This is a genomic window from Halorubrum sp. Ea8, assembly GCF_002252925.1.
Classification (GTDB): Archaea; Halobacteriota; Halobacteria; order Halobacteriales; family Haloferacaceae; genus Halorubrum.
The window spans coordinates 1-23,301 of the sequence record NZ_NHPF01000053.1; the positions used below are offsets into that span (position 1 = coordinate 1).

General features: G+C 70.5%; 25 protein-coding genes and 1 tRNA gene. 21 read left to right on the top strand and 5 right to left on the bottom strand.

Annotated features, from left to right (window positions below):
* Positions 1–1,275 (bottom strand): helix-hairpin-helix domain-containing protein (locus DJ74_RS04475; protein WP_141212670.1); only part of this gene is annotated, 1,275 nt, incomplete at its 3' end.
* A 172-nt stretch (positions 1,276–1,447) separates the two neighbouring features.
* Here DJ74_RS04475 and DJ74_RS04480 point away from each other — a divergent pair.
* The 4 genes from DJ74_RS04480 (at position 1,448) to DJ74_RS04495 (ending at position 5,713) form a co-directional block, all read left to right on the top strand.
* Positions 1,448–3,241 carry a PAS domain S-box protein gene (locus tag DJ74_RS04480; RefSeq protein ID WP_094526492.1) on the top strand — a complete coding sequence of 598 codons (1,794 nt, stop codon included), beginning with the start codon at positions 1,448–1,450 and terminating at the stop codon, positions 3,239–3,241.
* Between the two features lie 115 nt (positions 3,242–3,356).
* Positions 3,357–4,670, top strand: a complete 1,314-nt coding sequence (locus DJ74_RS04485; protein WP_094521909.1) for an MFS transporter — start codon at positions 3,357–3,359, stop codon at positions 4,668–4,670.
* A 34-nt stretch (positions 4,671–4,704) separates the two neighbouring features.
* Positions 4,705–4,983 carry a zinc ribbon domain-containing protein gene (locus tag DJ74_RS04490; protein WP_094521910.1) on the top strand — a complete coding sequence of 93 codons (279 nt, stop codon included), beginning with the start codon at positions 4,705–4,707 and terminating at the stop codon, positions 4,981–4,983.
* 55 nt (positions 4,984–5,038) lie between these two features.
* Complete coding sequence (locus DJ74_RS04495) at positions 5,039–5,713, top strand: phosphate ABC transporter permease (RefSeq protein WP_094526493.1); 675 nt, start codon at positions 5,039–5,041, stop codon at positions 5,711–5,713.
* A gap of 68 nt (positions 5,714–5,781) precedes the next feature.
* Here the strand turns inward: DJ74_RS04495 and DJ74_RS04500 are convergent, their stop codons facing one another.
* Positions 5,782–6,645, bottom strand: coding sequence for a 3-hydroxyacyl-CoA dehydrogenase family protein (locus DJ74_RS04500; RefSeq protein ID WP_094526494.1), 864 nt, complete (start codon positions 6,643–6,645; stop codon positions 5,782–5,784).
* Between the two features lie 277 nt (positions 6,646–6,922).
* On the opposite strand from DJ74_RS04500, the gene DJ74_RS04505 reads away from it, so the two are divergent.
* From DJ74_RS04505 to DJ74_RS04515, 3 genes are all read left to right on the top strand, one after another.
* Complete coding sequence (locus DJ74_RS04505; protein ID WP_094521913.1) at positions 6,923–7,726, top strand: class I fructose-bisphosphate aldolase; 804 nt, start codon at positions 6,923–6,925, stop codon at positions 7,724–7,726.
* Positions 7,726–8,649: a class 1 fructose-bisphosphatase gene (locus DJ74_RS04510; RefSeq protein WP_094526495.1), complete on the top strand. Its 924-nt coding sequence runs from the start codon at positions 7,726–7,728 to the stop codon at positions 8,647–8,649. The genes DJ74_RS04505 and DJ74_RS04510 overlap by 1 nt, the downstream gene beginning before the upstream one ends.
* Before the next feature lie 93 nt (positions 8,650–8,742).
* Positions 8,743–10,572, top strand: coding sequence for an acyl-CoA carboxylase subunit beta (locus tag DJ74_RS04515; protein ID WP_094526496.1), 1,830 nt, complete (start codon positions 8,743–8,745; stop codon positions 10,570–10,572).
* A 27-nt stretch (positions 10,573–10,599) separates the two neighbouring features.
* Here DJ74_RS04515 and DJ74_RS04520 read toward each other — a convergent pair whose 3' ends face one another.
* The gene (locus DJ74_RS04520) at positions 10,600–11,148 is read right to left on the bottom strand and encodes a DedA family protein (protein ID WP_094521987.1); all 549 of its coding nucleotides are present in this window, start codon (positions 11,146–11,148) and stop codon (positions 10,600–10,602) included.
* 160 nt (positions 11,149–11,308) lie between these two features.
* Here DJ74_RS04520 and DJ74_RS04525 point away from each other — a divergent pair, with 160 nt between their 5' ends.
* The gene (locus DJ74_RS04525) at positions 11,309–11,836 is read left to right on the top strand and encodes a redoxin domain-containing protein (RefSeq protein WP_094526497.1); all 528 of its coding nucleotides are present in this window, start codon (positions 11,309–11,311) and stop codon (positions 11,834–11,836) included.
* 73 nt (positions 11,837–11,909) lie between these two features.
* Positions 11,910–13,010, top strand: coding sequence for a D-xylose 1-dehydrogenase Gfo6 (gene gfo6, locus DJ74_RS04530; RefSeq protein WP_094526498.1), 1,101 nt, complete (start codon positions 11,910–11,912; stop codon positions 13,008–13,010).
* Between the two features lie 34 nt (positions 13,011–13,044).
* Here gfo6 and DJ74_RS04535 read toward each other — a convergent pair whose 3' ends face one another.
* Both DJ74_RS04535 and DJ74_RS04540 read right to left on the bottom strand, forming a co-directional pair.
* Entirely contained in the window at positions 13,045–13,881 is an 837-nt protein-coding gene (locus DJ74_RS04535; RefSeq protein WP_094526499.1) for an aldo/keto reductase, read from the bottom strand.
* Positions 13,882–14,478: 597 nt separating this feature from the next.
* A tRNA-Gly gene (locus tag DJ74_RS04540) sits at positions 14,479–14,549 on the bottom strand.
* 138 nt (positions 14,550–14,687) lie between these two features.
* Between DJ74_RS04540 and DJ74_RS04545 the strand changes: the two genes are divergently transcribed.
* From DJ74_RS04545 to rpmC, 12 genes are all read left to right on the top strand, one after another.
* Positions 14,688–15,980 carry a PQQ-dependent sugar dehydrogenase gene (locus DJ74_RS04545; protein WP_094526500.1) on the top strand — a complete coding sequence of 431 codons (1,293 nt, stop codon included), beginning with the start codon at positions 14,688–14,690 and terminating at the stop codon, positions 15,978–15,980.
* Positions 15,981–16,088: 108 nt separating this feature from the next.
* Complete coding sequence (locus tag DJ74_RS04550; protein ID WP_094521920.1) at positions 16,089–16,361, top strand: hypothetical protein; 273 nt, start codon at positions 16,089–16,091, stop codon at positions 16,359–16,361.
* A 54-nt stretch (positions 16,362–16,415) separates the two neighbouring features.
* Positions 16,416–17,366: a helix-turn-helix transcriptional regulator gene (locus DJ74_RS04555; RefSeq protein ID WP_094521921.1), complete on the top strand. Its 951-nt coding sequence runs from the start codon at positions 16,416–16,418 to the stop codon at positions 17,364–17,366.
* Between the two features lie 286 nt (positions 17,367–17,652).
* Positions 17,653–18,519, top strand: a complete 867-nt coding sequence (locus tag DJ74_RS04560; protein ID WP_094521988.1) for a putative RNA uridine N3 methyltransferase — start codon at positions 17,653–17,655, stop codon at positions 18,517–18,519.
* A gap of 4 nt (positions 18,520–18,523) precedes the next feature.
* Positions 18,524–19,540: a 50S ribosomal protein L3 gene (locus DJ74_RS04565; protein ID WP_094521922.1), complete on the top strand. Its 1,017-nt coding sequence runs from the start codon at positions 18,524–18,526 to the stop codon at positions 19,538–19,540.
* Positions 19,541–19,543: 3 nt separating this feature from the next.
* Positions 19,544–20,290 (top strand): 50S ribosomal protein L4, encoded by a 747-nt coding sequence (gene rpl4p / locus DJ74_RS04570; protein WP_094521923.1) that lies wholly within the window; start codon positions 19,544–19,546, stop codon positions 20,288–20,290.
* Complete coding sequence (locus DJ74_RS04575; RefSeq protein WP_094521924.1) at positions 20,287–20,541, top strand: 50S ribosomal protein L23; 255 nt, start codon at positions 20,287–20,289, stop codon at positions 20,539–20,541. Before rpl4p ends, DJ74_RS04575 begins: the two co-directional genes overlap by 4 nt.
* 1 nt (position 20,542) lies before the next feature.
* Complete coding sequence (locus DJ74_RS04580; RefSeq protein WP_094526501.1) at positions 20,543–21,265, top strand: 50S ribosomal protein L2; 723 nt, start codon at positions 20,543–20,545, stop codon at positions 21,263–21,265.
* Positions 21,262–21,687: a 30S ribosomal protein S19 gene (locus tag DJ74_RS04585; RefSeq protein ID WP_094521925.1), complete on the top strand. Its 426-nt coding sequence runs from the start codon at positions 21,262–21,264 to the stop codon at positions 21,685–21,687. The genes DJ74_RS04580 and DJ74_RS04585 overlap by 4 nt, the downstream gene beginning before the upstream one ends.
* Before the next feature lie 3 nt (positions 21,688–21,690).
* Positions 21,691–22,155, top strand: coding sequence for a 50S ribosomal protein L22 (locus DJ74_RS04590; RefSeq protein ID WP_094521926.1), 465 nt, complete (start codon positions 21,691–21,693; stop codon positions 22,153–22,155).
* Entirely contained in the window at positions 22,155–23,087 is a 933-nt protein-coding gene (locus tag DJ74_RS04595; RefSeq protein ID WP_094521927.1) for a 30S ribosomal protein S3, read from the top strand. Before DJ74_RS04590 ends, DJ74_RS04595 begins: the two co-directional genes overlap by 1 nt.
* Positions 23,088–23,300, top strand: coding sequence for a 50S ribosomal protein L29 (gene rpmC, locus DJ74_RS04600; RefSeq protein ID WP_094521928.1), 213 nt, complete (start codon positions 23,088–23,090; stop codon positions 23,298–23,300).
* Position 23,301 lies beyond the last annotated feature (1 nt).

Here is a 23,301-nt window from a genome sequence, read left to right on the forward strand (position 1 = left end):
CCCCCCCCCCCCGCCGGCGCTCGTCCCCCCGCTCCCGCCGGCGCTCGTTCCCTCGCCGTCGCCCGGATCGAACCCACCGAGGGTCGCCTGGTCGCTCTCGGCGAAGTCGAGGTTGGAGACCCGCACGCCCAGCTTTCTGACCCGGTCTCCGTCGAACTCCCCGAGGAGGTCGAACGCGACCGACTCCACGAGGTCGGGGTCGTCGACCGGACCGGGGAGGCTCCGCGCCCGCGTGTTGACATCGTAGGGCGGCTCGACCGCCTTGATCCCGATGGTCCGGTAGAGGCAGCCCCGCTCGCGGGCCCGACGGGCCACGTCCGCCGCCAGCGCCGCCACCGTCTCGCGCTTCGTCTCCCGGTCGGCGGTCGGCGACAGCGACGACTCCCGCGAGAGGCTCTTGGGGAGCCCGGTCGGCGTGACCTCCCGGTCGTCGTCGCCGCGGGCGCGCCGGTGGAGCTCCGGGCCGCGCTCCCCCAGTTCGTCGGCGAGTCCGTCGGGGTCGGCCGCGGCGAGGTCGGCGGCGGTCTCGATCCCCATCTCGGCGAGCGTCCGCTCCGTCACGGGGCCGACGCCGTGGATCTCGGCGGTCGGTAGCGGCGCGAGGAAGGACTCGACAGAACCGGGCGGCACGACGACGAGCCCGTCCGGCTTGTCGGCGTCGCTGGCGACCTTCGCGGTCGACATGTTCGGCGCCACGCCGACGCTCGCGGGCACCCCGGCCTCCCGCTCGATGCGCTCCTTGACGTGCCGGGCGTACCCCTCCGCGAGGGTACGCGCCTCGGCGGGGCCGGCCGCGGCGCTCTCCCCCTCCGCGGCGTCCCACGCGGTCCGGTCGGTGACGTCGAGGTACGCCTCGTCGACGCTCACCTCGCGGAGCGTGTCGGCGCAGTCCCGGAGGACGGCCTTCACGTCGCCCGCGACTTCCTTATAAAATCCGAGGTCGACGGGCAGGTACCGGCCGGCCGCCTCGGGGTCCGGCGCGTCCGAGTCGTCCGGGTCGGCGTCGGCGCGGCGGGGGAGCAGGTCGAGCGCCTCGGAGATCGGCATCGCGCTCTCGACGCCGAACGCGCGGGCCTCGTAGCTCGCGGTCGCGACGGCGCCGACCGTCTCACCGTCCTCGTACCCCATCCCGACGACGACGGGTTCGCCCGCGAGCTCTGGTCGCCGCAGGCGCTCGCAGGAGGCGTAAAAGCAGTCCATGTCGACGTGGAACACGACGCGGTCGCTCCCGTCCGCCTCGTCGGTCGCCGTCCCGGGGAGCGTGCCGCCCGCCATCGCCCGACCGTCCGCGCCGCGCCGACTTAACGATCAGCCACGCGCGGCGGCAGTGGAACCGGTCGGTCGGGCGACCGACCCTCAGCCGCGCCCCGACCGGCCCCCTCGCTCCGTACTCAGAACTGATACCCGGGGCGACATCCGTTTATCAGTCGGCGACGTATCCGCCCGCATGCCCGAACGGATCGACGTGTTACACGTCGACGACGACCCCTCCGTGCTCGACCTCACGGAGGCGTACCTCGAACGCGAACTGGACGATGTCGCGGTAACGAGCGTCACGGCGGCGGCGGACGCCCTCGACGAGCTCGACGGCGGGCGGTTCGACTGCATCGTCAGCGACTACGACATGCCCGGCATGGACGGGCTGGAGTTCTTCGACCGGCTCCGCGAGACGGACCGCTCGATCCCCTTCGTGCTGTACACCGGGAAGGGGAGCGAGGAGATCGCGAGCCGCGCGCTCAACGCTGGCGTCACCGGCTACTTCCAGAAGGGAGGCCCGGAGCAGCTCCGACGGCTCGCGAACCGAGTCCACCAGGCTGTCGACGAGCACCGCACTCGGGAGATCGCGGACCGCTACTCGACGGTCATCGACGCGCTCGGCTATCCCGTGTACGTCGTCGACGAGACCGGAACGTTCGAGTTCGTCAACGAGCCGTTCGCGGAGCTGACCGGCTACGACGTCGAGGAGATCGTCGGAAGCACGCCCGGACTTATAAAAGGCGACGACGCGGTCGCCGAGTCCGAGGACCGGCTCGGAACCATCCTCTCCAGCACCGGTCCGGACATCCAGCGGTTCCGGGTCGACATCGAGCCGAAGCAGGGGGAGCCGATCCCCTGTCGGGACCACATGGCGGCGCTGCCGTACGACGGCGACTGCTTCGAGGGGAGCGTCGGCATCCTGCGCGACGTCTCGGACGAGGTGGAGCGGCGCGAGGAGCTGGAGACGAAGACCCGCGCGCTCGACGAGGCGCCGGTCGGTATCACCATCACCGACCCCGACCGCATGGACAACCCGATGGAGTACGTCAACGACCGGTTCGTCGAGATGACCGGCTACGACCGCGAGGAGTCGATCGGGGTCAACTGCCGGTTCCTACAGGGTCCGGACACCGACGAGGAGTCGGTCGCGCAGCTCCGCGAGGCGATCGAGGCGGAGGAGCCCGCTAGCGTCGAACTCCTGAACTACCGGAAGGACGGGACCGAGTTCTGGAACCGCGTCAGCGTCGCGCCGATCCGCGGCGCGAACGGGCGCGTCACCGAGTGGGTCGGCTTCCAGCAGGACATCACGGCGTTCAAGCAGCGCGAGGCGGCGCTCGAACGACAGAACGAGCGGCTCGACTCCTTCGCGAGCATCGTCTCGCACGACCTCCGGAACCCGCTCAACGTCGCGCAGGGTCGCCTCGACCTGGCGCGGACGATGGCGGACGAGGGCGCCGAACACCTCGACGCCGCGGCCGACGCGCTCGACCGCATCGAGTCCATCGTCGAGCACACCCTCACGCTCGCCCGCGACGGGGAGACCGTCGGCGACCCCGAGCCGGTGTCGGTCGCGGGCGTCGCCGCGGACGCTAGGGAGACGGTCGACACCGAGTCCGCCGAGCTGACGGTCGAGACCGACCGGGAGGTGCTCGCCGACCCCGACCGACTCCGGAACCTCTTCGAGAACCTCGTCCGGAACGCCGTGGAGCACGGCGGGTCGGACGTCTCGATCCGCGTCGGCGACCTCGACGACGGCTTCTACGTCGCCGACGACGGCCCGGGGATCCCCGGGGACGTCGCCGGCGATCTCTTCGAGCCCGGCCGGACCGGCGTTGAGGGCAACACCGGCTTCGGGCTGGCGATCGTCCAAGAGATCGCCACCGCGCACGGCTGGGCCGTCGCGGCGACCGAGTCCGCCGAGGGCGGCGCGCGCTTCGAGGTCCGCGGGATCGAGCGCCGCCAGCCGCCGGTGCCCGAATCGTAGCGGCCGACGCTCACCGTCGACGGATCGTCCCGGCTCTCCCGGCTGGACCGCCCGGAACCGGAACGACTCCCGCCGTTCGCAAACACCTTTGTGGTCCCGACCGAAGCGGAGGGAAATGGGGACGCTCTCCGGCATCGCCGACACCGACCGGCGAGTCATCGTGCTCGCGCTCGCCCGGATGGTCGGGGCCGCCGGCAACTCCTTCCTCATCGTCGTGCTGCCGCTGTACATCGCGAGCGACCTGATCGACGTCAGCGCGCTCCTCGGGACCGAGGTCGGGGTGGGCGCGGCGGCGGTCACGGTGACCGAGCCGCTCCTCATCGGGATCGTCCTCTCGCTTTTCGGCTTCCTCAACAGCCTCTCGCAGCCGATTACCGGGCGGCTCTCGGACCGGATAGGCGTCCGTCGCCCGTTCGTGCTGATCGGGATCCTCCTCTTGGGCACCGCGAGCGGGCTCTACACGGTCGTGACCGTCTACTGGCAGCTCGTCGTCCTGCGGGCGATCCAGGGGTTCGGCGCGGCGCTGATCATCCCCGCGACGGTCGCGTTAGTCAACGAGTACGCGTCGGCCGACGCCGACCGCGGCGGCAACTTCGGCGTGTACAACACCTTCCGGCTGATCGGGTTCGGCTTCGGTCCGGTGCTGGCCGGCGCCGTCGTCGAGGCGGGCCCGTACGACCTCTCGCCGATCGGCCTCCCCGTGATCGACGGCTTCGACGCCGCCTTCGCCGCCGCCTGCGGCGGGGCGTACCTCAGCTTCGCCCTCGTCTTCCTGCTCGTCCGCGACGCGGCCGAGTCCAGCGAGGCGAGCGACGACCTCTCGATCCGCGTGCGCGGCGAGGACCGCCTGCTCGACCCCGTCTTCGCGCTGGGGCTGGCGACGGTGGCGATGGGGATGTGCATCGCGCTGTTCGCGACGCTCCAGAACCAGGTGAACGTCCGGCTCGACCAGGCGCCGGTGTGGTTCGGGCTCCAGTTCGCGGCCGTCACGATCGCGAACGTGCTCCTGCAGGTGCCCGTCGGGCAGGCCAGCGACCGGATCGGGCGCCGACCGTTCCTGCTCGCCGGCTTCGTCCTCCTCGTCCCGACGACGCTGCTGCAGGGGATCGTCACCGACCCGGTCGTGATGACGCTCGTCCGGCTGGCGCAGGGGGTCGCCGTCGCGTGCGTCTTCGCGCCGTCGCTCGCGCTCGCCGGCGACCTCGCGCGGGAGGGCGAGTCGGGGACGACGCTGTCGGTGCTCACGATGGGGTTCGGCTTCGGCGTCGCGCTCGGTCCCCTCGCGTCCGGCTGGCTCGTCGGCTTCGGGTTCGTCGTCCCCTTCGCGGTCGGCGCGGGGCTCGCGGTCGTCGCGTTCGCCGCGGTCGTGACGCAGGTCGAGGAGACGCTCGGCGCGAGCGACGACGCCGGCGCGGCCGCGGCGGACTGACGTATATAAGTGACCGTCGTCCGAACGACCGCTCGTGTCGAACGACCGCGTCCGCTGCGTCGACTGCCGGGAGCCGATCGCGAGCGACGCCCGGGTCTGCCCCCACTGCGAGGCGGTCCAGCCGTCGCCGCTCGTCGACGTCGGGGTGGCCGTCGCCGGCGTCTTCGCGTTCGCCTTCGGCCTGCTCCTCTCGATGTTGACGATCGGGACGAGCCGGCTGCTCGGCTTCCTGCTGCTCGTCGTCGGCTTCGGCCTCGCCGTCGGCGGCTACACGCGCCACGTGGACCGGCAGGCGGGGCGGCGGGCGCGGTGAGACCGACGCGCTCGGGCCGGCGGCTTTTATCCGTCGCCGTCGAAAAGGCGGACGTATGCTCACCCCAGTCAACGCCGGACTCGTCCTCGCGGGACTGCTCCTCGCGTTCGTCGGCGCCGCGGTCTCCGTCTACGCCGTCACGCTGACCGGCCTGCTCGTCGGCGGCGGCGCGGGCTACCTCGCCGCGCCGAGCCTCGCCGGAGTCATCGCCGTCGACGGGCTGGTCCTGACCGGCGTCGCGGTCGCGATCGGCGCCGCGGTCGGCGGCTTCCTCGCGTACGCCGGGCTCTCCTTCGCCGTCGTCGCCATCGGCGGGCTGGTCGGCGGTTTCGCCGGTCGCTTCGCGGTCGGCCCGCTGTACGCCGCCGACGCGGCCGGGGTCGAGGGGACGCTGCTGCTCGTCGGCGCGACGCTCGCGGGCGTCGCGGTCGGCGCGCTGTTCGGGTTCGTCCTGAGCCGGACGACGCTCGTCGTCTCGACGGCGTTCATCGGCGCGGCGTTCGCGTCGCGCTCGCTCACGCCGGCGACGCTGGACGCGGCCGCCGCCGGACCGTCGGTCGAACCGCTCCTGTTCGACGTCACCGCGCCGGCCTTCCTGGCCGTCTTCGCCCTCGGCGCGCTCTCGCAGCTCGGGCTGTTCCGGTTCGGCTACGTGACGAAGCTCGTCGGGCTCCTCCCCGGCGCCCGCCGGTGGACGGCCGACGACGACCGGACGGCGAAGGGCGCCTGAGCCGGGGTCCCGCCGGCCGCCCCGTCTCCCTCGTCGCCTCTCCCTCGTCGCCTCCTACTCGTCGCCTCCTACTCGTCGCCGTACTCGTAGAACCCGCGTCCCGTCTTCTTCCCGAGGTCGCCGGCCTCAACCTTGCGCTTGACGAGGTACGCCGGCTTGTAGCGGTCGCCGAGCTCGGCGTGCAGCGTCTCGCTGGCGTCTAACACGACGTCGAGCCCGATGTGGTCGGCGAGCTCTAAGGGCCCCATCGGGACGTTCGTCCCGAGCTTCATCCCGCGGTCGATGTCGGCCTTGTCGGCGACGCCCTCGTCGAAGGCGCGGACCCCCTCGTTGATCCACGGCATCAGGATCCGGTTCGTGACGAAGCCGGGCTTGTCGTCGGACTCCCACGTCTCCTTGCCCAGGTCCGCGGCGAAGGCGTGCGCGAACTCGACGACCGCGTCCGCGGTGCGCTCCCCGACGACGACCTCCACGCCGTCCATGATCGGGACCGGGTTCATGAAGTGGAGTCCGATCACGTCGCTCGCGCGGTCCGTGGCGCTCGCGATGGTCGTGACCGACAGCGTCGAGGTGTTCGTCGCGAGGACGACGTCGTCGTCGGTCACCTCGTCGAGGTCGGCGAACACGTCGCGTTTCACGTCCATGTCCTCGACCGCCGCCTCGACGACGACGTCCGCGGCCGCGAGGTCGTCGAGGTCGGTGGTGCCCGCGATCCGGTCGCGGATCGCCTCGGGGGCCTCGTCGAGGGCGCCCTTCGACGCCAGCCGGTCGAGGCTGTCCGCGACGCTGTCGAGGCCGCGCTCCACGTACTCGTCGTCGATGTCGCGCATCACGACCTCGTAGCCGGCGGTCGCGGCGACCTGCGCGATCCCGTTGCCCATCGTACCGGCCCCCACCACGCCGATGACGTCGATGTCGGATAGCTCCCGCATAGGGGTCGCTGTCGCGCCGCGGGTGGTAAGTATTGCGTCTCCGCGACCGGAGCGTGCCGGTTCCGCGACCGCAACGTGTCGGCTCTGCGGCGGATACCGTCGCGCTCGACCGCCGTTCGTTGCGAACGACTGATAATTAACTATCTGAGTAGTAATTCTATTTGTCTCGAATCCGCCCCTGAGCGGAGCGACACACGCGGAGCGCGTCGAATTCGTTTCTTTACGTCCGCCGAAACGACCATAGCGTTTTTTATCGATGTAACGGGAGTACGAACTGATGCTTCCTCACGCCGCCGACAATATCTCGCGGGACGGCAAGTCGCTGATCCTCGCGTACGACCACGGGATCGAGCACGGACCGGTCGACTTCGAACCGAACCCCGACACGGCAGACCCCCGGCGGATATTCGAGCTCGCTACCCACGAGGCGGTCACCTCGCTGGCCGTTCAGAAGGGGCTCGCCGAGGCGTACTACCCCGACTACGAGGACGAGGTGAACCTCCTGTTGAAGCTCAACGGGACCTCGAACCTCTGGATGGGCGAGCCCGACAGCGCGGTCAACTGCACCGCCGAGTACGCGGCCGGACTCGGCGCGGACGCGATCGGATTCACCGTCTACGGGGGTTCGAACCACGAGGTCGAGATGGCCGAGGAGTTCCGGGAGGCACAGGAGGGCGCCCGCGAACACGACATGGGCGTCGTCATGTGGTCGTACCCCCGCGGACAGGGGCTCCGCAACGACGGGAGCCCGGACGTGATCTCGTACGGCGCGCGGCTCGGCCTCGAGCTCGGCGCCGACGTGGTGAAGGTGAAGTACCCCGGTTCCCCCGAGGCGATGGGCCACGCCGTCGAGATGGCCGGTCCCGCCGACGTCGTGATGTCCGGCGGGACGATGCGCGACGACGAGGAGTTCCTCCGGAACGTCTCGAACGCCATCGACGCGGGCGCCACCGGGATCGCGGTCGGCCGGAACGTCTTCCAGCGCGACGAGCCCGAGCGGATCCTCGACGCGCTGGAGGCCGTGATCTTCCGAGAGGCCGACCCGGTCGAGGCGCTGGCCGCCGCCGAGAGCGCGGACTGATGAGCGACCCCGCCTCGGACCGCGACGCGGACCCGACCGTCGAGGCCGTCTTCGACGCGGTCGCCGAGACGGCCCCGGAGATCCGCGCCGCGCTCCCCGGCCGCCGCGTCGAGAGCGGGACGGACAACCCCTCGGGCGAGTCGGTGCTGGCCGGCGACCTGTACGCCGACGAGCTGCTCGGCGAGGCGATCACCGCGGTCGACGGCGTCGGCTCGTTCGTCAGCGAGGAACGCGAGGCCGCCGTCGACGCCGGCGGGGCGGTCGGCGAGGGCGCCTACGCGGTCGCGATCGACCCCCTCGACGGCTCGTCGAACCTCCGGTCGAACAACGCGATGGGCACGGTGGTCGGGATCTACGACGCCCCGCTGCCCGCCACCGGGCGCGACCTCGTCGCCGCCGGCTACGTGCTGTACGGCCCGATCACGACGATGGTCGTCGCCGACGACGCCGGCGTCCGCGAGGAGGTCGTCGAGGCCGACCCCGACGGCGACGGCGGTAGCGACGACGGCCACGCGGTCTCCCGTTCGGTGGTCGAAGACGACCTGCGCCTGCCCGACGACCCCCTCGTCTACGGGTTCGGCGGGCGCGTCCCCGACTGGCCCGACGCGTTCACCGCCTTCGCGCGCGAGATCGAAGACGAGCTGAAGCTCCGGTACGGCGGCGCCATGGTCGGCGACGTGAACCAGGTGCTCACCTACGGCGGGATCTTCGCGTACCCCGCCCTCGTCGACGCGCCGGACGGGAAGCTCCGGCTCTCCTTCGAGGCGAACCCGATCGCCTACATCGTCGAACGCGCCGGCGGGGCCGCCACGGACGGCGAAATCGACATCCTCGACGTCGAGCCCGAGGGCGTCCACGACCGCGTGCCGCTGTACGTCGGCAACGAGGAGTTGGTCGAGCGGTTGAAGACGGCGCTGGACTGACCCGGTCGGCTCGCGGCCCGTTTGCACCGATCCGTCGGTCGCCGCCGGACTTGCATGGAAAACTGTTTAGGATCCACCGCAAATCTTGCGCCCATGAAAGTCCACGTCGGCGCGGCGGCGACGCCCGAGGAGGCCGAGGCGATCGCGCGATCGCTCGCCGAGCATCTCGGTGTCGACGTCGACGTCCACGTCGGTGAGAGCGACGAGCCCGCCGCGAGCGCCGCGCCGCCCGAGACGGCGTACCCCCTCGACGACGACCTCGGACCGACCGACCGCGAGCGCGACCTCCGGGCCGAGATCGACGACATCCTGGAAGGCGGCCCGGAGAAGTACCGCGAGCGGCTCCCCGAGCAGGGGAAGCTGTTCGTCCGCGACCGCCTCGACCTCTGGTTCGGCGGCGAGGACGGGACGCGCGGCGCGGGCGACGCGAGCGCGACCGACGGCGACCCGGCGGGGCTCCACTTCGAGGACGGGAAGTTCGCGGCGTTCGACGACTGGCACCCGAACGCGCCGAACCGCGACGGCGACGCCGACGATGAGGGCGACGGATCCGACGACTCCGGCGGCGACCGGCTCCCGGGCGACGGCCTGCTCACCGGCGCCGCCGAGTTCGAGGGGCGCGACGTCCACTTCATGGCCAACGACTTCACGGTGAAGGCGGGGTCGATGGCGGCGAAGGGCGTCGAGAAGTTCCTCCGGATGCAACAGCGGGCCCTGAAGACGGGCAAGCCGGTGCTCTACCTGATGGACTCCTCCGGCGGGCGGATCGACCAGCAGAGCGGCTTCTTCGCCAACCGCGAGGGGATCGGGAAGTACTACTACAACCACTCATTGCTGTCGGGCGCGGTCCCACAGATCTGCGTCCTCTACGGCCCCTGTATCGCCGGCGCCGCCTACACGCCCGTCTTCGCCGACTTCACCGTGATGGTCGAGGGGATGTCCGCGATGGCGATCGCCTCGCCGCGGATGGTGAAGATGGTCACCGGCGAGGAGATCGAGATGGCGGACCTGGGCGGCCCCCGCGTCCACGCCGAGGAGTCCGGGTCGGCGGACCTCGTCGCCCGCGACGAGGAGCACGCCCGCGAGCTCGTCGCCGACCTGATCGGCTACCTCCCCGACGCCGCCGGCGAGAAGCCTCCGCAGCGCGAGACGAAGCCGCCGAAGCTCCCGCCCGAGGGGATCGACGAGCTGATCCCCGAGTCGCCGAACCGCCCGTACGACGTCCGCGACCTGCTCGACCGGATCGCCGACGCGGAGTCCGTCTTCGAGCTGAAGGAGGGGTACGGCCCGGAGATCGTCACGGCGTTCTGCCGGATCGACGGGCGCCCCGTCGGCGTCGTCGCCAACCAGCCGACGGAGCGGTCGGGCGCAATCTTCCCGGACGCCGCGGAGAAGGCCGCCGAGTTCATCTGGACCTGCGACGCCTACGAGATCCCCCTGTTATACCTCTGTGACACGCCGGGATTCATGGCCGGCTCGCAGGTCGAGAAGGACGCGATCCTCGAGAAAGGCAAGAAGATGATCTACGCCACCTCCTCCGCGACGGTACCAAAACAGACCGTCGTCACCCGGAAGGCGTACGGCGCGGGGATCTACGCGATGGGCGGGCCCGCCTACGACCCGGAGAGCGTGATCGGGCTCCCCTCCGGCGAGATCGGCATCATGGGGCCGGAGGCCGCGATCAACGCCGTCTACGCGCGGAAGCTCGCCGAGATCGACGACCCCGAGGAGCGCGCCGAGACCGAGGCGCGGCTCCGCGAGGAGTACCGGGAAGACATCGACGTCCACCGGATGGCCAGCGAGGTCGTCATCGACGAGATCGTCCCCCCGTCGACGCTCCGCGAGGAGCTCGCGGCCCGGTTCGCGTTCTACGAGGACGTGGAGAAGGACCTGCCGGAGAAGAAGCACGGGACGGTTATTTAAAATCTGACGGCAGGGCGGCGGACGATGTTATAAGGCCGCGATCCACTCGGCGCCGAGGAGTTCGGTCGCGCTCCCGAACCCGAGCACCACGGCGACGCCGATCGCGAGCAGCGCGCCGACGTACGCGGCGGACCCGACCAGCGACGCCGCGGCGAAGCGCGGGACGGAGACGGACGAGGCGTTCGCGGTCGGCACGGCGAGCCAGCCGCGCGTGCCGGGGACCGCGTTCGACGCCGCCACCGCGGGGAGTCCCCACCGGTCGAACCAGCGGCTCGCGCCGTCGAGGCGGTCCTCGCCCACCGGAACGAGGGGAAGCGACGTGGGGTCGACGTCGAACCGACGGACGGCGACGAAGACGGTCGACTGGCCGACGGTCGCGCCGACCACCGCCGCGGCGAACACCGGCAGGACCGCGATCGCCTCGACGCCGACGGCGACCACGGCGGTCACGAACAGCGTCCGCGCCGGGAGCACCTTCCCGACGAGGGCGCCCTCGAGCGCGAACACGGCGAACACCGCGACGGCCCCGTAGCTGTCGACGAGGGCGAGCGCGGTCGCGGCGTGGGCGCTGAACACGCCTTCCATCGACCGGCTACACGTAAAGCTCTTACACCGTGAGCGGTGCTCTCAGCACTCATGCGTGTATCTAATCCGCTTATCCGACATCTCTCCGGCCTCGGCGGACGCCGAGCGGTCAGGGGTGGGTATTTATCCACCGCGTCCGCACGTGTCACTCATGATAGACGTCGGCCGCAAGGCGCCGGACTTCATCGCCCCCGCGGTCGCGGGCGGGACGGCCGCGGAACTGGAGCTGTTCCGGCTCGTCGACGACTGCGACGCCGTCGCGCTCTGCTTCGCGCCGGCGAACTTCGTCCCCACCTGCACGGCCGAGTTCGCGGCGGTGCGGGACGCGGGCTGGCACGACCGCGACGACCTCGCCGTCGTCGCGCTCACCGGCGACTCGCTGTACGCGGGGTTCGCGTACGCCGACCGGTTCGAGCTCCCGTTCCCCGTCGTCTCCGACTTCCACGGCGGGGTCGCCGACTCGTACGACCTGGTCGCGGAGTCGTGGGAGGGGCATTCGCAGATCCCGCGCCGCGCGACCGTCGTCATCGGCGGGGACTGGACCGTCCGGTTCGCCGAGGCGACCGCGGACGCGCTCGACCGCCCGGCCCCCTCGCCCGTCCAGAACGCGACCGCGGCGCTCCGCGACCTCGGCGTCGACGCCGACCGGCCGCGAGTGAACTACGACGGGCCGTGGTGAGGGCGGGCGACGAGGGCTGACGAACCCGCCCGGTCGCCGGGGTTATTTCACGGCCCCGCGCGGACGTCCCGACATGGAAGCCGCCCTCGCGGAGTACCTCGACGAGTTCACGCGCCGGGACTGGGAGACGCTCGATCCGGAGGCCGTCACGGACCCCGTTCGGATCGCCGTCGTCGGCCTCGGCTGGTTCGCCCGCGACTGGGCGCTGCCGGGCATCGCTCGGTCGGCGTACACCGAGGCGACCGTCGTCACCGATATCGACGCCGACGCGGTCGCGGCGGTCGCCGCCGAGCGCGACGTGACCGGCGTCACCCCGGACGAGTTCCGGTCCGGCGCCGCCGCCGACGCGTACGACGCGGTGTACGTCGCGACGCCGAACGCCGCCCACCTGGAGTACGTCCGAGCCGCCGCGGCGCAGGGGAAGGCGGTCCTCTGCGAGAAGCCGCTGGAGGCGACGCCGGACCGCGCGCGCCGGCTCGTCGAGGCGTGCGACGACGCCGACGTGCCCCTGATGGTCGGCTACCGGATGCAGACCGACCCCGTCGTCCGGCGGCTCCGCGACCTCCTCGACGGGGGCGTCGCCGGCGACGTGGTCCACGTGCACGCGACGATGTCGCAGACGATGCTCGGCGAACTCGGCGGCGACGCCGACCAGTGGCGGCTCGACCCTGAGCTGTCCGGCGGCTGCGCGCTCATGGACCTCGGCGTCTACCCGATCAACACGACCCGGTTCGCGCTCGGCGAGGACCCGGTTCGCGTGTCGGGCCGGACCCGCTCAGACCACGAGGCGTTCGCCGAAGTGGACGAGCACGCCACCTTCCGGCTGGAGTTCCCGGGCGACGTCGACGCGCTCTGTTCGGTGAGCCAGAACGCGCAGCACGCGAGCCGGCTGGAGGTCACCGGCACGGAGGCGAGGCTGATCGTAGACCCGGCCTTCTACGAGCGGGAGGACCGCGGGTTCGCCGTCGTCCGCGACGGCGCCCGCGTCGACGTCGACTTCGAGCAGGTCCACCAGATCGAAGAGGAGTTCGCCTACTTCGGCCATCAGCTGTTGGCGGGCGAGCCGTTCCATCCGGACGGCGAACACGCTCTCACGGACGTGCACGCGCTCGACGGGATCTACGAGTCGGCGGAGACCGGGCGGCCGGTGGCGCTCGGCGACGACGCGGCCTGAGCCCGGACGGGGTCGGTCGGCGACGCGAGCCGACTCACTGCTCGATCCCGTACACGTCGCTCGTCCAGTCGCGGGCCGGGGTGTCGTACACCGGCTCGTCGCGGTCGCGCTCGTCGAGGCGCCGCCGGTCGGCCGCGTCGAGCTCCCAGTCGAGGTCGGCGTTGGCCCGGACGTGGTCCGGCGTGGACGACCGCGGCAGCGGGACCACGCCGCGGTCGACCGCCCACCGGAGCACGACCTGCGCGGGGCTTTTACCGTACTTCTCGGCGAGCTCGGCGACGACCTCGTCGCCGAACACGTCCGTCCGCGCGAGCGGCGCCGCGGCCTCGATCACGGTGTCGGACTCGCGGCAGTAGTCGACGAGGTCGGGCCGCTGGAAGTACGGGTGGAACTCGATCTGGTTCACCGCGATCGGCACGTCCGAGACGTGGTGCGCGCAGCTCAGCTGATAGGCGCTGAAGTTCGAGACGCCGACGTCGCGGACGAGCCCCCGGTCGCGGAGCTCCGCCATCGCCCGGAGGGTCTCGCGCAGCGAGATGGCCGGGTTCGGCCAGTGGACGAGGTACAAGTCGAGGTAGTCGGTGGCGAGCCGGTCGAGCGACGCCTCGCAGGAGGCGATCAGCGACTCGTAGTTGAGGTTCTTCGCGAGCACCTTCGAGGTGAGGAACACCTCGTCGCGGTCGTACTCCGCGAGGACGTCGCCGATGACCTCCTCGTTGCGATACCCCTCTGCGGTGTCGATGTGCGCGTAGCCGGCGTCGAGCGCCGCGCGGACGCTCTCGGCCGTCTGCTCGTCGTCGAGGTCGTACGTGCCCAGTCCGAGCGCCGGCAGCTCGGCGCCGCTCGGGAGCGTCTTCGTTGGAACGGTCACACGCCACGGGTTCGCCGGATCGCCGATTGAAACTACCGGTCGGGGAACCCCGGCACCGTTCGATCCCCAGCGGTCGCGTGACCGTATTTAAGGACAATGAGCTGAGACGAGGATCGCTCATAAAAGACGACGATAGCTTATAAACAACGATGCGGTGGCGCGCGCCTGCGAGCGCCCCTCGGGGCGCGAGGAGCGCGTGCGAGGGAGGCGGCGGGCCGGCGCGGCTCGGCCCGCGCCGGGCCGTCCGCCGAGGCTGGGGAGGCGTGAGGTGCGGGCTTTGGCGGTGTTCACCGCGCCGGCAACGATTCATAAGTAACTGATAGCGTTCACATCACTCGGTGATTTCGCTCACTCCGTTCGCGAGTTCGCTGAACGGAGTGAAGCGAACGCTGACTGACGGAGTCAGTTAGAAAATGCACCGGCCGAGACTCCCCGCGAGTGAAACGAGCGGGGAGTCAGGGCGGTGCACGACTGAAAAGAGTGCACCGGCCGAGATTTGAACTCAGAATCAGACGTGCTCGCTCGCTCCGTTCGCTGCGCGCGACTGATAGCGTTCAACTCTCTCTCTCGGTGATTTTGCTCACTTCGTTCGCAAAATGCACCGGCCGAGATTTGAACTCGGGTTGCAACCATGGCAAGGTTGCGTGATACCACTACACTACCGGTGCGTGCTTCGCATCTGCACATAGCCCGAGTCGGAGATATAAGGGTTCCGAACGCGGGCCGGGCTGGCGGGCCTCCCCGCCCGGACCGCACGCCGGAAGCGTCATCGGGCTCCCGACCAAGACGGAGACGAGACGACCCACATGACGCGCCGATCCGCCCACCTCGCCGACAGACGCAGCGTCCTCCGAGCGACCGGCGGGCTCGCCGTCCTCTCGACCGCCGGCTGTCTCGGCGGCGGAGGCGCCGACGACGGCGCGGACGGCGGCGGCACCGGAACCGACGGCGGCACCGATGACGGCGACGACGCCCTCCCGGACGACGGCGACGACGTCGAGTACGCGGTCGAGCTCGTCGCGGAGGGGTTCGAGAACCCGTGGGGGCTCGCCTTCCTCCCCGGTGACGGGCGCCTCCTCGTCACCGAGCGGCCCGGCCGGCTCTCGCTCGTCGACCCCGGATCGGGAACCGTCGAGTCCGTCGCGGGCGCGCCCGACGTGTTCGCGGCGGGACAAGGCGGGCTGCTCGACGTCGCGGTCCACCCCGACTACCCGGACGACCGCCGCGTGTACCTCACGTACTCGGCGGCCGCGGAGGACTCTCCCGCCGACGGGAGCGGTGCGACGACCCACGTCGGCGCCGGCCGCCTCGACCCGGACGCCCCGGCGCTCTCGGGGTTCGAGGCGGTCCGCGTCGCCGAGCCGTTCCGCGACACGGACCTGCACTTCGGCTCGCGCGCGACGTTCGGCCCCGACGGCGCGCTGTTCGTCACCGTCGGGGACCGGCGCGACACCGAGTTCGGCCCGGACCACGTCTCGCAGGACCCGTCGAACGAGCTCGGGGCGACCCTCCGGCTGACGCCCGACGGCGACGCCCACCCGGACAACCCGTTCGCCGACGACCCGGACGCGTCGGACGCGGTGTACAGCTACGGCCATCGGAACCCGCAGGCGATGGCCGTCCGGCCCGAGACGGGGGCGGTCTGGCAGTGCGAGCACGGCGAGGAGGACGGCGACGAGATCAACGTCGTCGAACGCGGCGGCGACTACGGCTGGCCGGTAGCGAGCGAGGCGTGCCGGTACGGCACCGACGACCCCCTCGCACCGGGCCACGACGAGCGCGGCGACGTCGTCGCGCCGGTCCACTACTGGCCCTGCGGCTCCGGCGGGTTTCCCCCGAGCGGGGCGGTCTTCTACGACGGCGACGCGTTTCCCGCGTGGCGGGGCGACCTGTTCGCCGGCACGCTCGCGGCGCAGTACCTCGGCCGGTTCACGGTCGAGGGCGCGGGCGCCGCCGAGGCCGACGTCACCGAGCGCGACCCCCTGCTCGCCGACCGGGAGTGGCGCATGCGCGCGATCGCGGTCGAGCCGTCCACGGGCCACCTCTACGTCGCCGTCGACGACCCCGACGCGCCGGTCGTCCGGATCGTCCCGGCCTGAAGCGCGGTCCGACTCGCGCCGGCTTACTCAAACGAATTTACGTAGCTTTCCCTACAAAAACATCGTTCAGATTACACTTATTCCCTCGCGGCGCGTAGCATCGACCGCATGAGACCCGACGGAACGCGGACGCGACGCGACGCATCGAACCCCCCGCGGGGGCCGCCACCGACGGTGCGCGGATCGGCGCTGTTGGTCGCGGCCATGCTCGGGGTCCTCGTCGCCGCCTCGTACCCGGTCGCGAGCGCGGGGGTCGCGAGCGCCGCCCTCGCCGTGTACTACGGGGCGCGGCCGATCGCTCGGCGGCTCCGAAAGCGTGCCGACGACTGGGACCCTCGGCCGGTGTGCGTGCCCGGGACGGGCGTCTGTCTCGGCGCGTGACGGGCGCACACCACGACAGGCTCTTTACATGAGGCGGACCGACGGGGTACCACGATGACCGAGGAGCGTCCGGACGGTCGGCTGTCGCCCGACGAGGCGTTTGCCGCGCTCGGCGACGAGGTCCGGGTGCGGATCCTGCGCGCCCTCGGCGACGCCGCTGAGCCGCTCGCCTTCTCAGAGCTGTACGACCGGCTCCCCGTCGACGACACGGCGAGGTTCAACTACCACCTCGGCGAGCTCCGCGGCCACTTCGTCCGGAAGACCGCGGACGGCTACGCGCTGGACCACCCGGGCCGACGCGTCGTCGAAGCGATCCGCTCCGGGGCGGTCACCGACGACCCGGAGCTCGACCGGACGCCGGTCGAGGACCGCTGTCCGACCTGCGAGCGACCGCTGGAGATCCAGTGGCGCGACGGCAGCGTCGAGGTGTTCTGCCCGGCGTGCGAGAGCCGGTGGGACCGCTCGTGGGGCCGGGTCGGCGGCCCCGAGGAGACGGCGTCGGGATACCTCGGCCGGCTCCCGTTTCCCCCGGCGGGGCTCCGGGGGCGAACGCCGGGCGAGGTGCTCCGCGCCGCCCACGCGTGGACGAACCTCGAACTGCTCGCCGTCGGCTCCGGGATCTGCCCGCGTTGCGCGGCGTCCGTCGAGACCGAACTGGACGCCTGCGCGGACCACGAGCGCGACGGCGTCTGCTCGAACTGCCGGTCCCGGTTCGCGGTGCTGCTGAAGGCGTCGTGTCCCAACTGCCCCTACGAGATGGGGTGCGCCGCCGGACCCGGGCTCCTGTCGTCGCCGGAGCTGTTGGGGTTCATGCTCGATCACGGGCTCGACCCGTTCTCGCCACGGTCGGTCCTCCGCCTCGACCGGTTCCTCAACGAGTACGACGAGGCGGTCCGGTCGACGGATCCCCTCCGGGCCACGCTGACGTTCTCGGTCGACGGCGACGAGCTCGCGCTCACCGTGGACGGGAACGGCGACGTCGTCGGGGACTCGTCGGAGCGATAGCGCCGGATCGGCTCGGCCGCCCCGTGTCGCTCCAGGCCTCGGATCGTTTTGGGCGGCCTCGGATCGTTCCGAGCGGCCTCGGATCGTTTCGGGCGGCCTCGGATCGTTTCGGGCGGCCTCGGATCGTCTTGAGCGATCTCGGTTCGACCCGATCCGTGTGATAGACTCTCTCGATCCGACGGGTCGAAACGCCCGTCAGACCCCGTGTGAACGCGGCACAGCCCGGAAACGGGACCGCTATCCTTTTACGGTGCCGTCCGAAATCGAGGGGTACAGTCTCGCCACGATGCGTACCGAAGACGGACTCACGATCTGTATTCCGTCTTCGGTCGTCCGGGAGGCCGAGGACGACCGCGAGGCGACTCGCAAACTCGGTTACGTCGCCCGCGCGGCGGCGGTGTTCCGGGCGGATCGACTGGTCGTCTTCCCAGACGCGGAAGGCGAGCGGCGACGGGGCGGCGAGTACGTTCGGACTGTGCTGGGGTACGCCGCGACCCCTCCGGAGCTCCGGAAGGACCTCTGGGGGGAGCGCGACGAACTCCGGTACGCCGGCGTGCTCCCGCCGCTCCGCGTGCCGTGGCGGACCGGCTCGACCCCTAGCGGGGAAGAGTCGAAAACACAGGGACTCGTGACCGAGGTCGGACCTGAAGGCCGCGTCCGGGTCAATTCCCCGCTGCGGGAACACCCGATCTCCCTGCTCGTCCCCTCCGGAATGGAGGTCGAGCAGGGGGAGCGCGTCACCATCAGGGTCTCTTCGAGAGAACCGGTCCGCGCCCGCATCACCGGGAAGCCCGAGGCGGGCTTCCAGGTCGTGAACGCGGACCTGTCGGAAGCGCTCGCCGGCGACGGACTGGCCGTCGCGACGTCGCGACACGGGGAGGAACTCTCCGTCTCGCGGCTCGGCGGCATCGTCTCGGACGCGCGGGAGGCCGGCGGCTACGCCGTCGCCTTCGGCGCGCCCGAGCGGGGGCTTCCGGAGATGCTCGGGCTTTCGCCCGACGACATTCGGGCGGCCGTCGCCGACGGCCGTCCGGTCGAACCCGATCCGGGGTTCGACCTCTGGCTGAATACGATCCCGGCACAGAGCAGCGAGGTCGTCCGAACGGAGGAGGCTCTGTTCGTGACTCTCGGCTCGCTCACACTCACGGAGTAAACACATGGCACAACCAAACCGACCGAGAAAAGGCTCGCTGGGTTACGGCCCACGGACCCGCGCCGACCGAGAGGTCCCGCGTATTCGCTCGTGGCCCGACGACGACGGAGCCCCCGCACTGCAGGGGTTCGCCGGCTACAAGGCCGGAATGACGCACGTCGTTATGGTCAACGACGAGGCCAACTCGCCGCGTGAGGGAATGGAAGAGTCCGTTCCCGTCACCGTCGTCGAGACGCCGCCGATGTACGCGGTGGCCCTGCGCGCCTACGAACAGACGGCGTACGGAAAGAAGCCGGTCGAAGAGGTCTGGGCGACCGAGTTCCACGAGGAGCTCGATCGCGCGCTCGACCTCCCGGCGGAGAACACCTTCGAGGAGGACGCAGAGGAGCTTCGCGCGTTGCTCGACGACGGCGTCGTCGACGACGTCCGCGTCATCACTCACACCGTCCCCTCGGAGCTCGCGAACATCCCCAAGAAGAAGCCCGACGTCATGGAGACCCGAGTCGGCGGCGGCTCCCTCGAGGAGCGCGTCGAGTTCGGGCTCGACCTCGTCGGGGAGGGCGGCGCCCACGAGTTCGGCGACGTCTTCCGCGCCGGTCAGTACACCGACGTCTCGGGCATCACGAAGGGGAAGGGGACGCAGGGTCCCGTCAAGCGCTGGGGCGTGCAGAAGCGGAAGGGCAAACACGCCCGCCAGGGATGGCGGCGCCGGATCGGTAACCTCGGTCCGTGGAACCCCTCCCGCGTTCGCTCCACCGTTCCCCAGCAGGGGCAGACCGGCTACCACCAGCGCACCGAGCTCAACAAGCGCCTCATCGACTTCGGCGAGGGCGACGACGCCTCCGTCGACGGCGGCTTCGTCAACTACGGCGAGGTCGACGGCGAGTACGCGCTCATCAAGGGCTCGCTGCCCGGTCCGGACCAGCGCCTGCTTCGGTTCCGCCCGGCCATCCGGCCGAACGACCAGCCGCGCCTCGACCCCGAGGTCCGGTACGTATCCACCGCATCCAACCAGGGATAATACATGAACGCAACAGTACACGACCTGGACGGCGGGGACGCGGGCAGCGTCGAGCTGCCGGCGATCTTCGAGACCGCGTTCCGACCGGACCTCATCGGTCGAGCGGTCTCCGCCGCACAGGCTAACCGGAAGCAGGCCTACGGTGCCGACGAGTTCGCCGGGCTGCGAACCCCCGCGGAGTCGTTCGGCTCCGGGCGCGGGCTCGCGCACATCCCGCGCTCCGAGAACGTCGCCCGCCGCGTCCCGAGCGCCGTCTCGGGCCGCGCCGCGCACCCGCCGAAGGCCGAGAAGGACCAGACGAAGAAACTGAACGACAAGGAGCGACAGCTCGCGATCCGGTCGGCCGTCGCGGCCACCACCGACGCCGAGCTCGTCGCCGAGCGCGGTCACGCGTTCGACGACGACCTGGCGCTCCCGCTCGTCGTCTCCGACGAGTTCGAGGACTTACAGAAGACCCAGGAGGCCCTGGGCGTGCTGGAGGCCGTCGGCGCCGACGCCGACATCGAGCGCGCCGAGGAGGGCCGCTCCGTGCGGTCCGGCCGCGGGAAGACCCGCGGTCGCAAGTACAGCCAACCCAAATCCGTCCTCGTCGTCACCAGCGAGGAGCCGTCCCGCGCCGCCCGGAATCTCTCGGGCGTCGACGTCGCGACCGCGGGCGAGGTCAACGCTGAGGACCTCGCGCCGGGCGGACACCCGGGACGACTCACGCTGTGGACCGAGAGCGCGATCGAGGAGGTGGCAGACCGATGAACTCCATCATCGAGCACCCGCTCGTCACCGAGCAGGCGATGAACGAGATGGACTTCAAGAACAAGCTGCTGTTCCTCGTCGACATCGACGCGACGAAGCCCGAGGTCCGCGAGGAGGTCCAAGACCGCTACGACGTCACCGTCACCGACGTGAACACGCAGGTGACCTCGAAGGGGAAGAAGAAGGCGACGGTCACGCTCTCCGAGGACGACGACGCGACCGAAATCGCCTCGCGCATCGGGGTGTTCTGATATGGGACGACGAATCCAAGGACAGCGGCGTGGACGCGGCGGCCCGACGTTCCGGGCCCCCTCCCACCGCTATAAGGCGGAACTGTCGCACAAGAAGCTCGAAGACGTGGACACGATCACCGGCGAGATCGTCGGGATCGAACACGACCCGGCCCGCTCGGCTCCGCTCGCGGAGATCGAGTTCGAGGACGACGACCGTCGGCTCGTGCTCGCGCCGGAAGGCGTGCGCGTGGGCGAGACGATTCAGGTCGGCGTGAGCGCGGAGATCAAGCCCGGGAACACGCTCCCGCTGGCCGAAATCCCCGAGGGCGTTCCGGTCTGTAACGTCGAGAGCAACCGCGGGGACGGCGGGAAGTTCGCGCGCGCCTCCGGCGTGTCCGCGACGCTCCTCACCCACGACCGCGACATCGCGGTCGTCCAGCTCCCCAGCGGGGAAGTGAAGCGGCTCGACCCGCAGTGCCGCGCCACGATCGGCGTGGTCGCGGGCGGCGGCCGGACGGAGAAGCCCTTCGTCAAGGCCGGCAACAAGTACCACAAGATGAAGGCGCGCGGGACGAAATACCCGCGCGTGCGCGGCGTCGCGATGAACGCCGTCGACCACCCCTTCGGCGGGGGCGGTCGCCAACACCCCGGACAGCCGAAGTCCGTCTCGCGGGACGCCCCGCCGGGACGCAAAGTGGGTGACATCGCATCCAAGCGCACCGGACGAGGTGGCAACAAATGAGTTCCAACTACCGAACCGGCCGCGAGGGCAAGGAGTTCGCCTACCGCGGTCACTCGCTCGACGAGCTGCAGGAGATGGACGTCGAAGACGTCGCGGAACTGCTCCCCGCACGCCAGCGGCGAAGCATCGTTCGCGGCCTCGGCACCGAACAGCAGAAGCTGCTGGAGAAGGCCCGAACCCGCGACAAGGAGACGACGGCGGACGATCCGATCCGGACGCATCTGCGCGACATGCCGATCCTTCCGGAGTTCGTCGGCGTCACCTTCTCCGTGTACAACGGACACAGCTTCGAGCGCGTGCAGGTCGAACCCCAGATGATCGGACACTACCTGGGCGAGTTCCACCTCACGCGAAGCACCGTCGAACACGGTCAGGCCGGCATCGGCGCGACCCGGTCCTCGAAGTTCGTGCCGCTCAAGTAACCCATGGGAATCAACTACAGCGTCGAGGCCGACCCGGAGACCACCGCCAAGGGGATGCTCCGCGACCGGCCCATCAGCGTGAAGGACAGCAAGGAGATCTCCCGGGAGATCAAAGGCGAGACCGTCGCCGACGCCGAGGAGTTCCTCCAGGAAGTCATCGACGAGGAGACCTCGGTGCCGATGCGCCAGCACAACGCCGGCGCGGGCCACCGCTCCGACATCGACGGCTGGGACGCGGGCCGCTACCCCGAGAAGGCCGCCAAGGACTTCCTCAAGCTCCTGGAGAACGTCAAGAACAACGCGACAGAACAGGGATTCGACGGCGACGAGATGGTCATCAAACACGTCGCCCCCCACAAGGTCGGTGAGCGACCCGGGCGGAACCCGCGAGCCGCGGGCGCCACCCAGTGGAACACCACGCTCGCCGACGTCGAACTCATCATCGAGGACCCGGAGGCCGACGAATAATGGCTGACGAACACCAATTCATCGAGGACGGCCTGCGCCGTTCACAGATCAACGAGTTCTTCGCGGACGAGCTCGGCCGAGCCGGCTACGGCGGCATGGACGTCGCCAAGACGCCGATGGGCACGCAGATCGTGCTGAAGGCCGAAAAGCCCGGCATGGTGATCGGGAAAGGCGGGAAGAACATCCGCAAGATCACCACCGAGCTCGAGGACCGCTTCGACATGGACGACCCGCAGATCGACGTTCAGGAGGTCGACGAGCCCGACCTGAACGCCCAGATCGTCGCGGACCGTCTCGCGAACGCTCTCGAACGCGGCTGGTACTTCCGGAAGGCCGGTCACACGACGATCGACCGGATCATGGACGCCGGCGCGCTGGGCGCCGAAATCGTCCTGTCCGGGAAGGTCACCGGCGCGCGTTCGCGCGTCGAGAAGTTCAACCGCGGCTACATCAAGCACAACGGCGAGCCCGCGGAGGAGGTCGTCGACCACGGCCAGGGCGTCGCGGTGATGAAGCTCGGGACGATCGGCGTCAACGTGAAGATCATCCCGCCGGGCGCGAAGCTCCCGGACGACTTCGATATCCGCGAGGACGCCGAGGTCCCGGAGGTCGAGCAGGCCGCCGCGGGCGACGACGAAGGCGTCGAAGCGCTCCTCGAAGAGGAGCCAGAGGAGGTGCCGGACGTCGGCGCCGACGACGACGTCGAGGTGCCCGACGACGACCCCACCGACGTCATCGACGAGGAGGTCGTCGAGGAGGTCGTCGAGGAGACGCAAGACACGGCCGCGGAGGCGACCGATGTCGCCCCCGAGGAGCCGGTCGGCGACGCCGACGCGGACGACATCGACGAGCTCGACGAGGAGATCGAATCGGAGGCGGCGGACCTCGTCGCGGAGATGGAAGCCGCTGACGACGAAGAGGAGGACGAGTAAATGGCGATCCTCTACACAGACGAGATCCGCGACATGACGGCGGCCGAGCGGCAGGTCGAGCTCGAGGAGCTCGAGACCGAGCTGCTCAACTCGAAGGCCCAGCGCGCCGCCGGCGGCATGCCGGAGAGTCCAGGCCGCGTGAAGGAGCTGAAGAAGACGATTGCGCGGATCAAGACGATCCAGCAGGAAGAAGGCGACTTCGACGACGAATAAG

Bases quoted from the DNA above. Each gene is read 5' to 3' on its own strand.
- DJ74_RS04480 (WP_094526492.1), top strand. From the start codon at position 1,448: ATGCCCGAACGGATCGACGTGTTACACGTCGACGACGACCCCTCCGTG.
- DJ74_RS04485 (WP_094521909.1), top strand. From the start codon at position 3,357: ATGGGGACGCTCTCCGGCATCGCCGACACCGACCGGCGAGTCATCGTG.
- DJ74_RS04495 (WP_094526493.1), top strand. From the start codon at position 5,039: ATGCTCACCCCAGTCAACGCCGGACTCGTCCTCGCGGGACTGCTCCTC.
- DJ74_RS04500 (WP_094526494.1), bottom strand. From the start codon at position 6,645: ATGCGGGAGCTATCCGACATCGACGTCATCGGCGTGGTGGGGGCCGGT.
- DJ74_RS04505 (WP_094521913.1), top strand. From the start codon at position 6,923: ATGCTTCCTCACGCCGCCGACAATATCTCGCGGGACGGCAAGTCGCTG.
- DJ74_RS04510 (WP_094526495.1), top strand. From the start codon at position 7,726: ATGAGCGACCCCGCCTCGGACCGCGACGCGGACCCGACCGTCGAGGCC.
- DJ74_RS04515 (WP_094526496.1), top strand. From the start codon at position 8,743: ATGAAAGTCCACGTCGGCGCGGCGGCGACGCCCGAGGAGGCCGAGGCG.
- DJ74_RS04525 (WP_094526497.1), top strand. From the start codon at position 11,309: ATGATAGACGTCGGCCGCAAGGCGCCGGACTTCATCGCCCCCGCGGTC.
- gfo6 (WP_094526498.1), top strand. From the start codon at position 11,910: ATGGAAGCCGCCCTCGCGGAGTACCTCGACGAGTTCACGCGCCGGGAC.
- DJ74_RS04545 (WP_094526500.1), top strand. From the start codon at position 14,688: ATGACGCGCCGATCCGCCCACCTCGCCGACAGACGCAGCGTCCTCCGA.
- DJ74_RS04550 (WP_094521920.1), top strand. From the start codon at position 16,089: ATGAGACCCGACGGAACGCGGACGCGACGCGACGCATCGAACCCCCCG.
- DJ74_RS04555 (WP_094521921.1), top strand. From the start codon at position 16,416: ATGACCGAGGAGCGTCCGGACGGTCGGCTGTCGCCCGACGAGGCGTTT.
- DJ74_RS04560 (WP_094521988.1), top strand. From the start codon at position 17,653: ATGCGTACCGAAGACGGACTCACGATCTGTATTCCGTCTTCGGTCGTC.
- DJ74_RS04565 (WP_094521922.1), top strand. From the start codon at position 18,524: ATGGCACAACCAAACCGACCGAGAAAAGGCTCGCTGGGTTACGGCCCA.
- rpl4p (WP_094521923.1), top strand. From the start codon at position 19,544: ATGAACGCAACAGTACACGACCTGGACGGCGGGGACGCGGGCAGCGTC.
- DJ74_RS04575 (WP_094521924.1), top strand. From the start codon at position 20,287: ATGAACTCCATCATCGAGCACCCGCTCGTCACCGAGCAGGCGATGAAC.
- DJ74_RS04580 (WP_094526501.1), top strand. From the start codon at position 20,543: ATGGGACGACGAATCCAAGGACAGCGGCGTGGACGCGGCGGCCCGACG.
- DJ74_RS04585 (WP_094521925.1), top strand. From the start codon at position 21,262: ATGAGTTCCAACTACCGAACCGGCCGCGAGGGCAAGGAGTTCGCCTAC.
- DJ74_RS04590 (WP_094521926.1), top strand. From the start codon at position 21,691: ATGGGAATCAACTACAGCGTCGAGGCCGACCCGGAGACCACCGCCAAG.
- DJ74_RS04595 (WP_094521927.1), top strand. From the start codon at position 22,155: ATGGCTGACGAACACCAATTCATCGAGGACGGCCTGCGCCGTTCACAG.
- rpmC (WP_094521928.1), top strand. From the start codon at position 23,088: ATGGCGATCCTCTACACAGACGAGATCCGCGACATGACGGCGGCCGAG.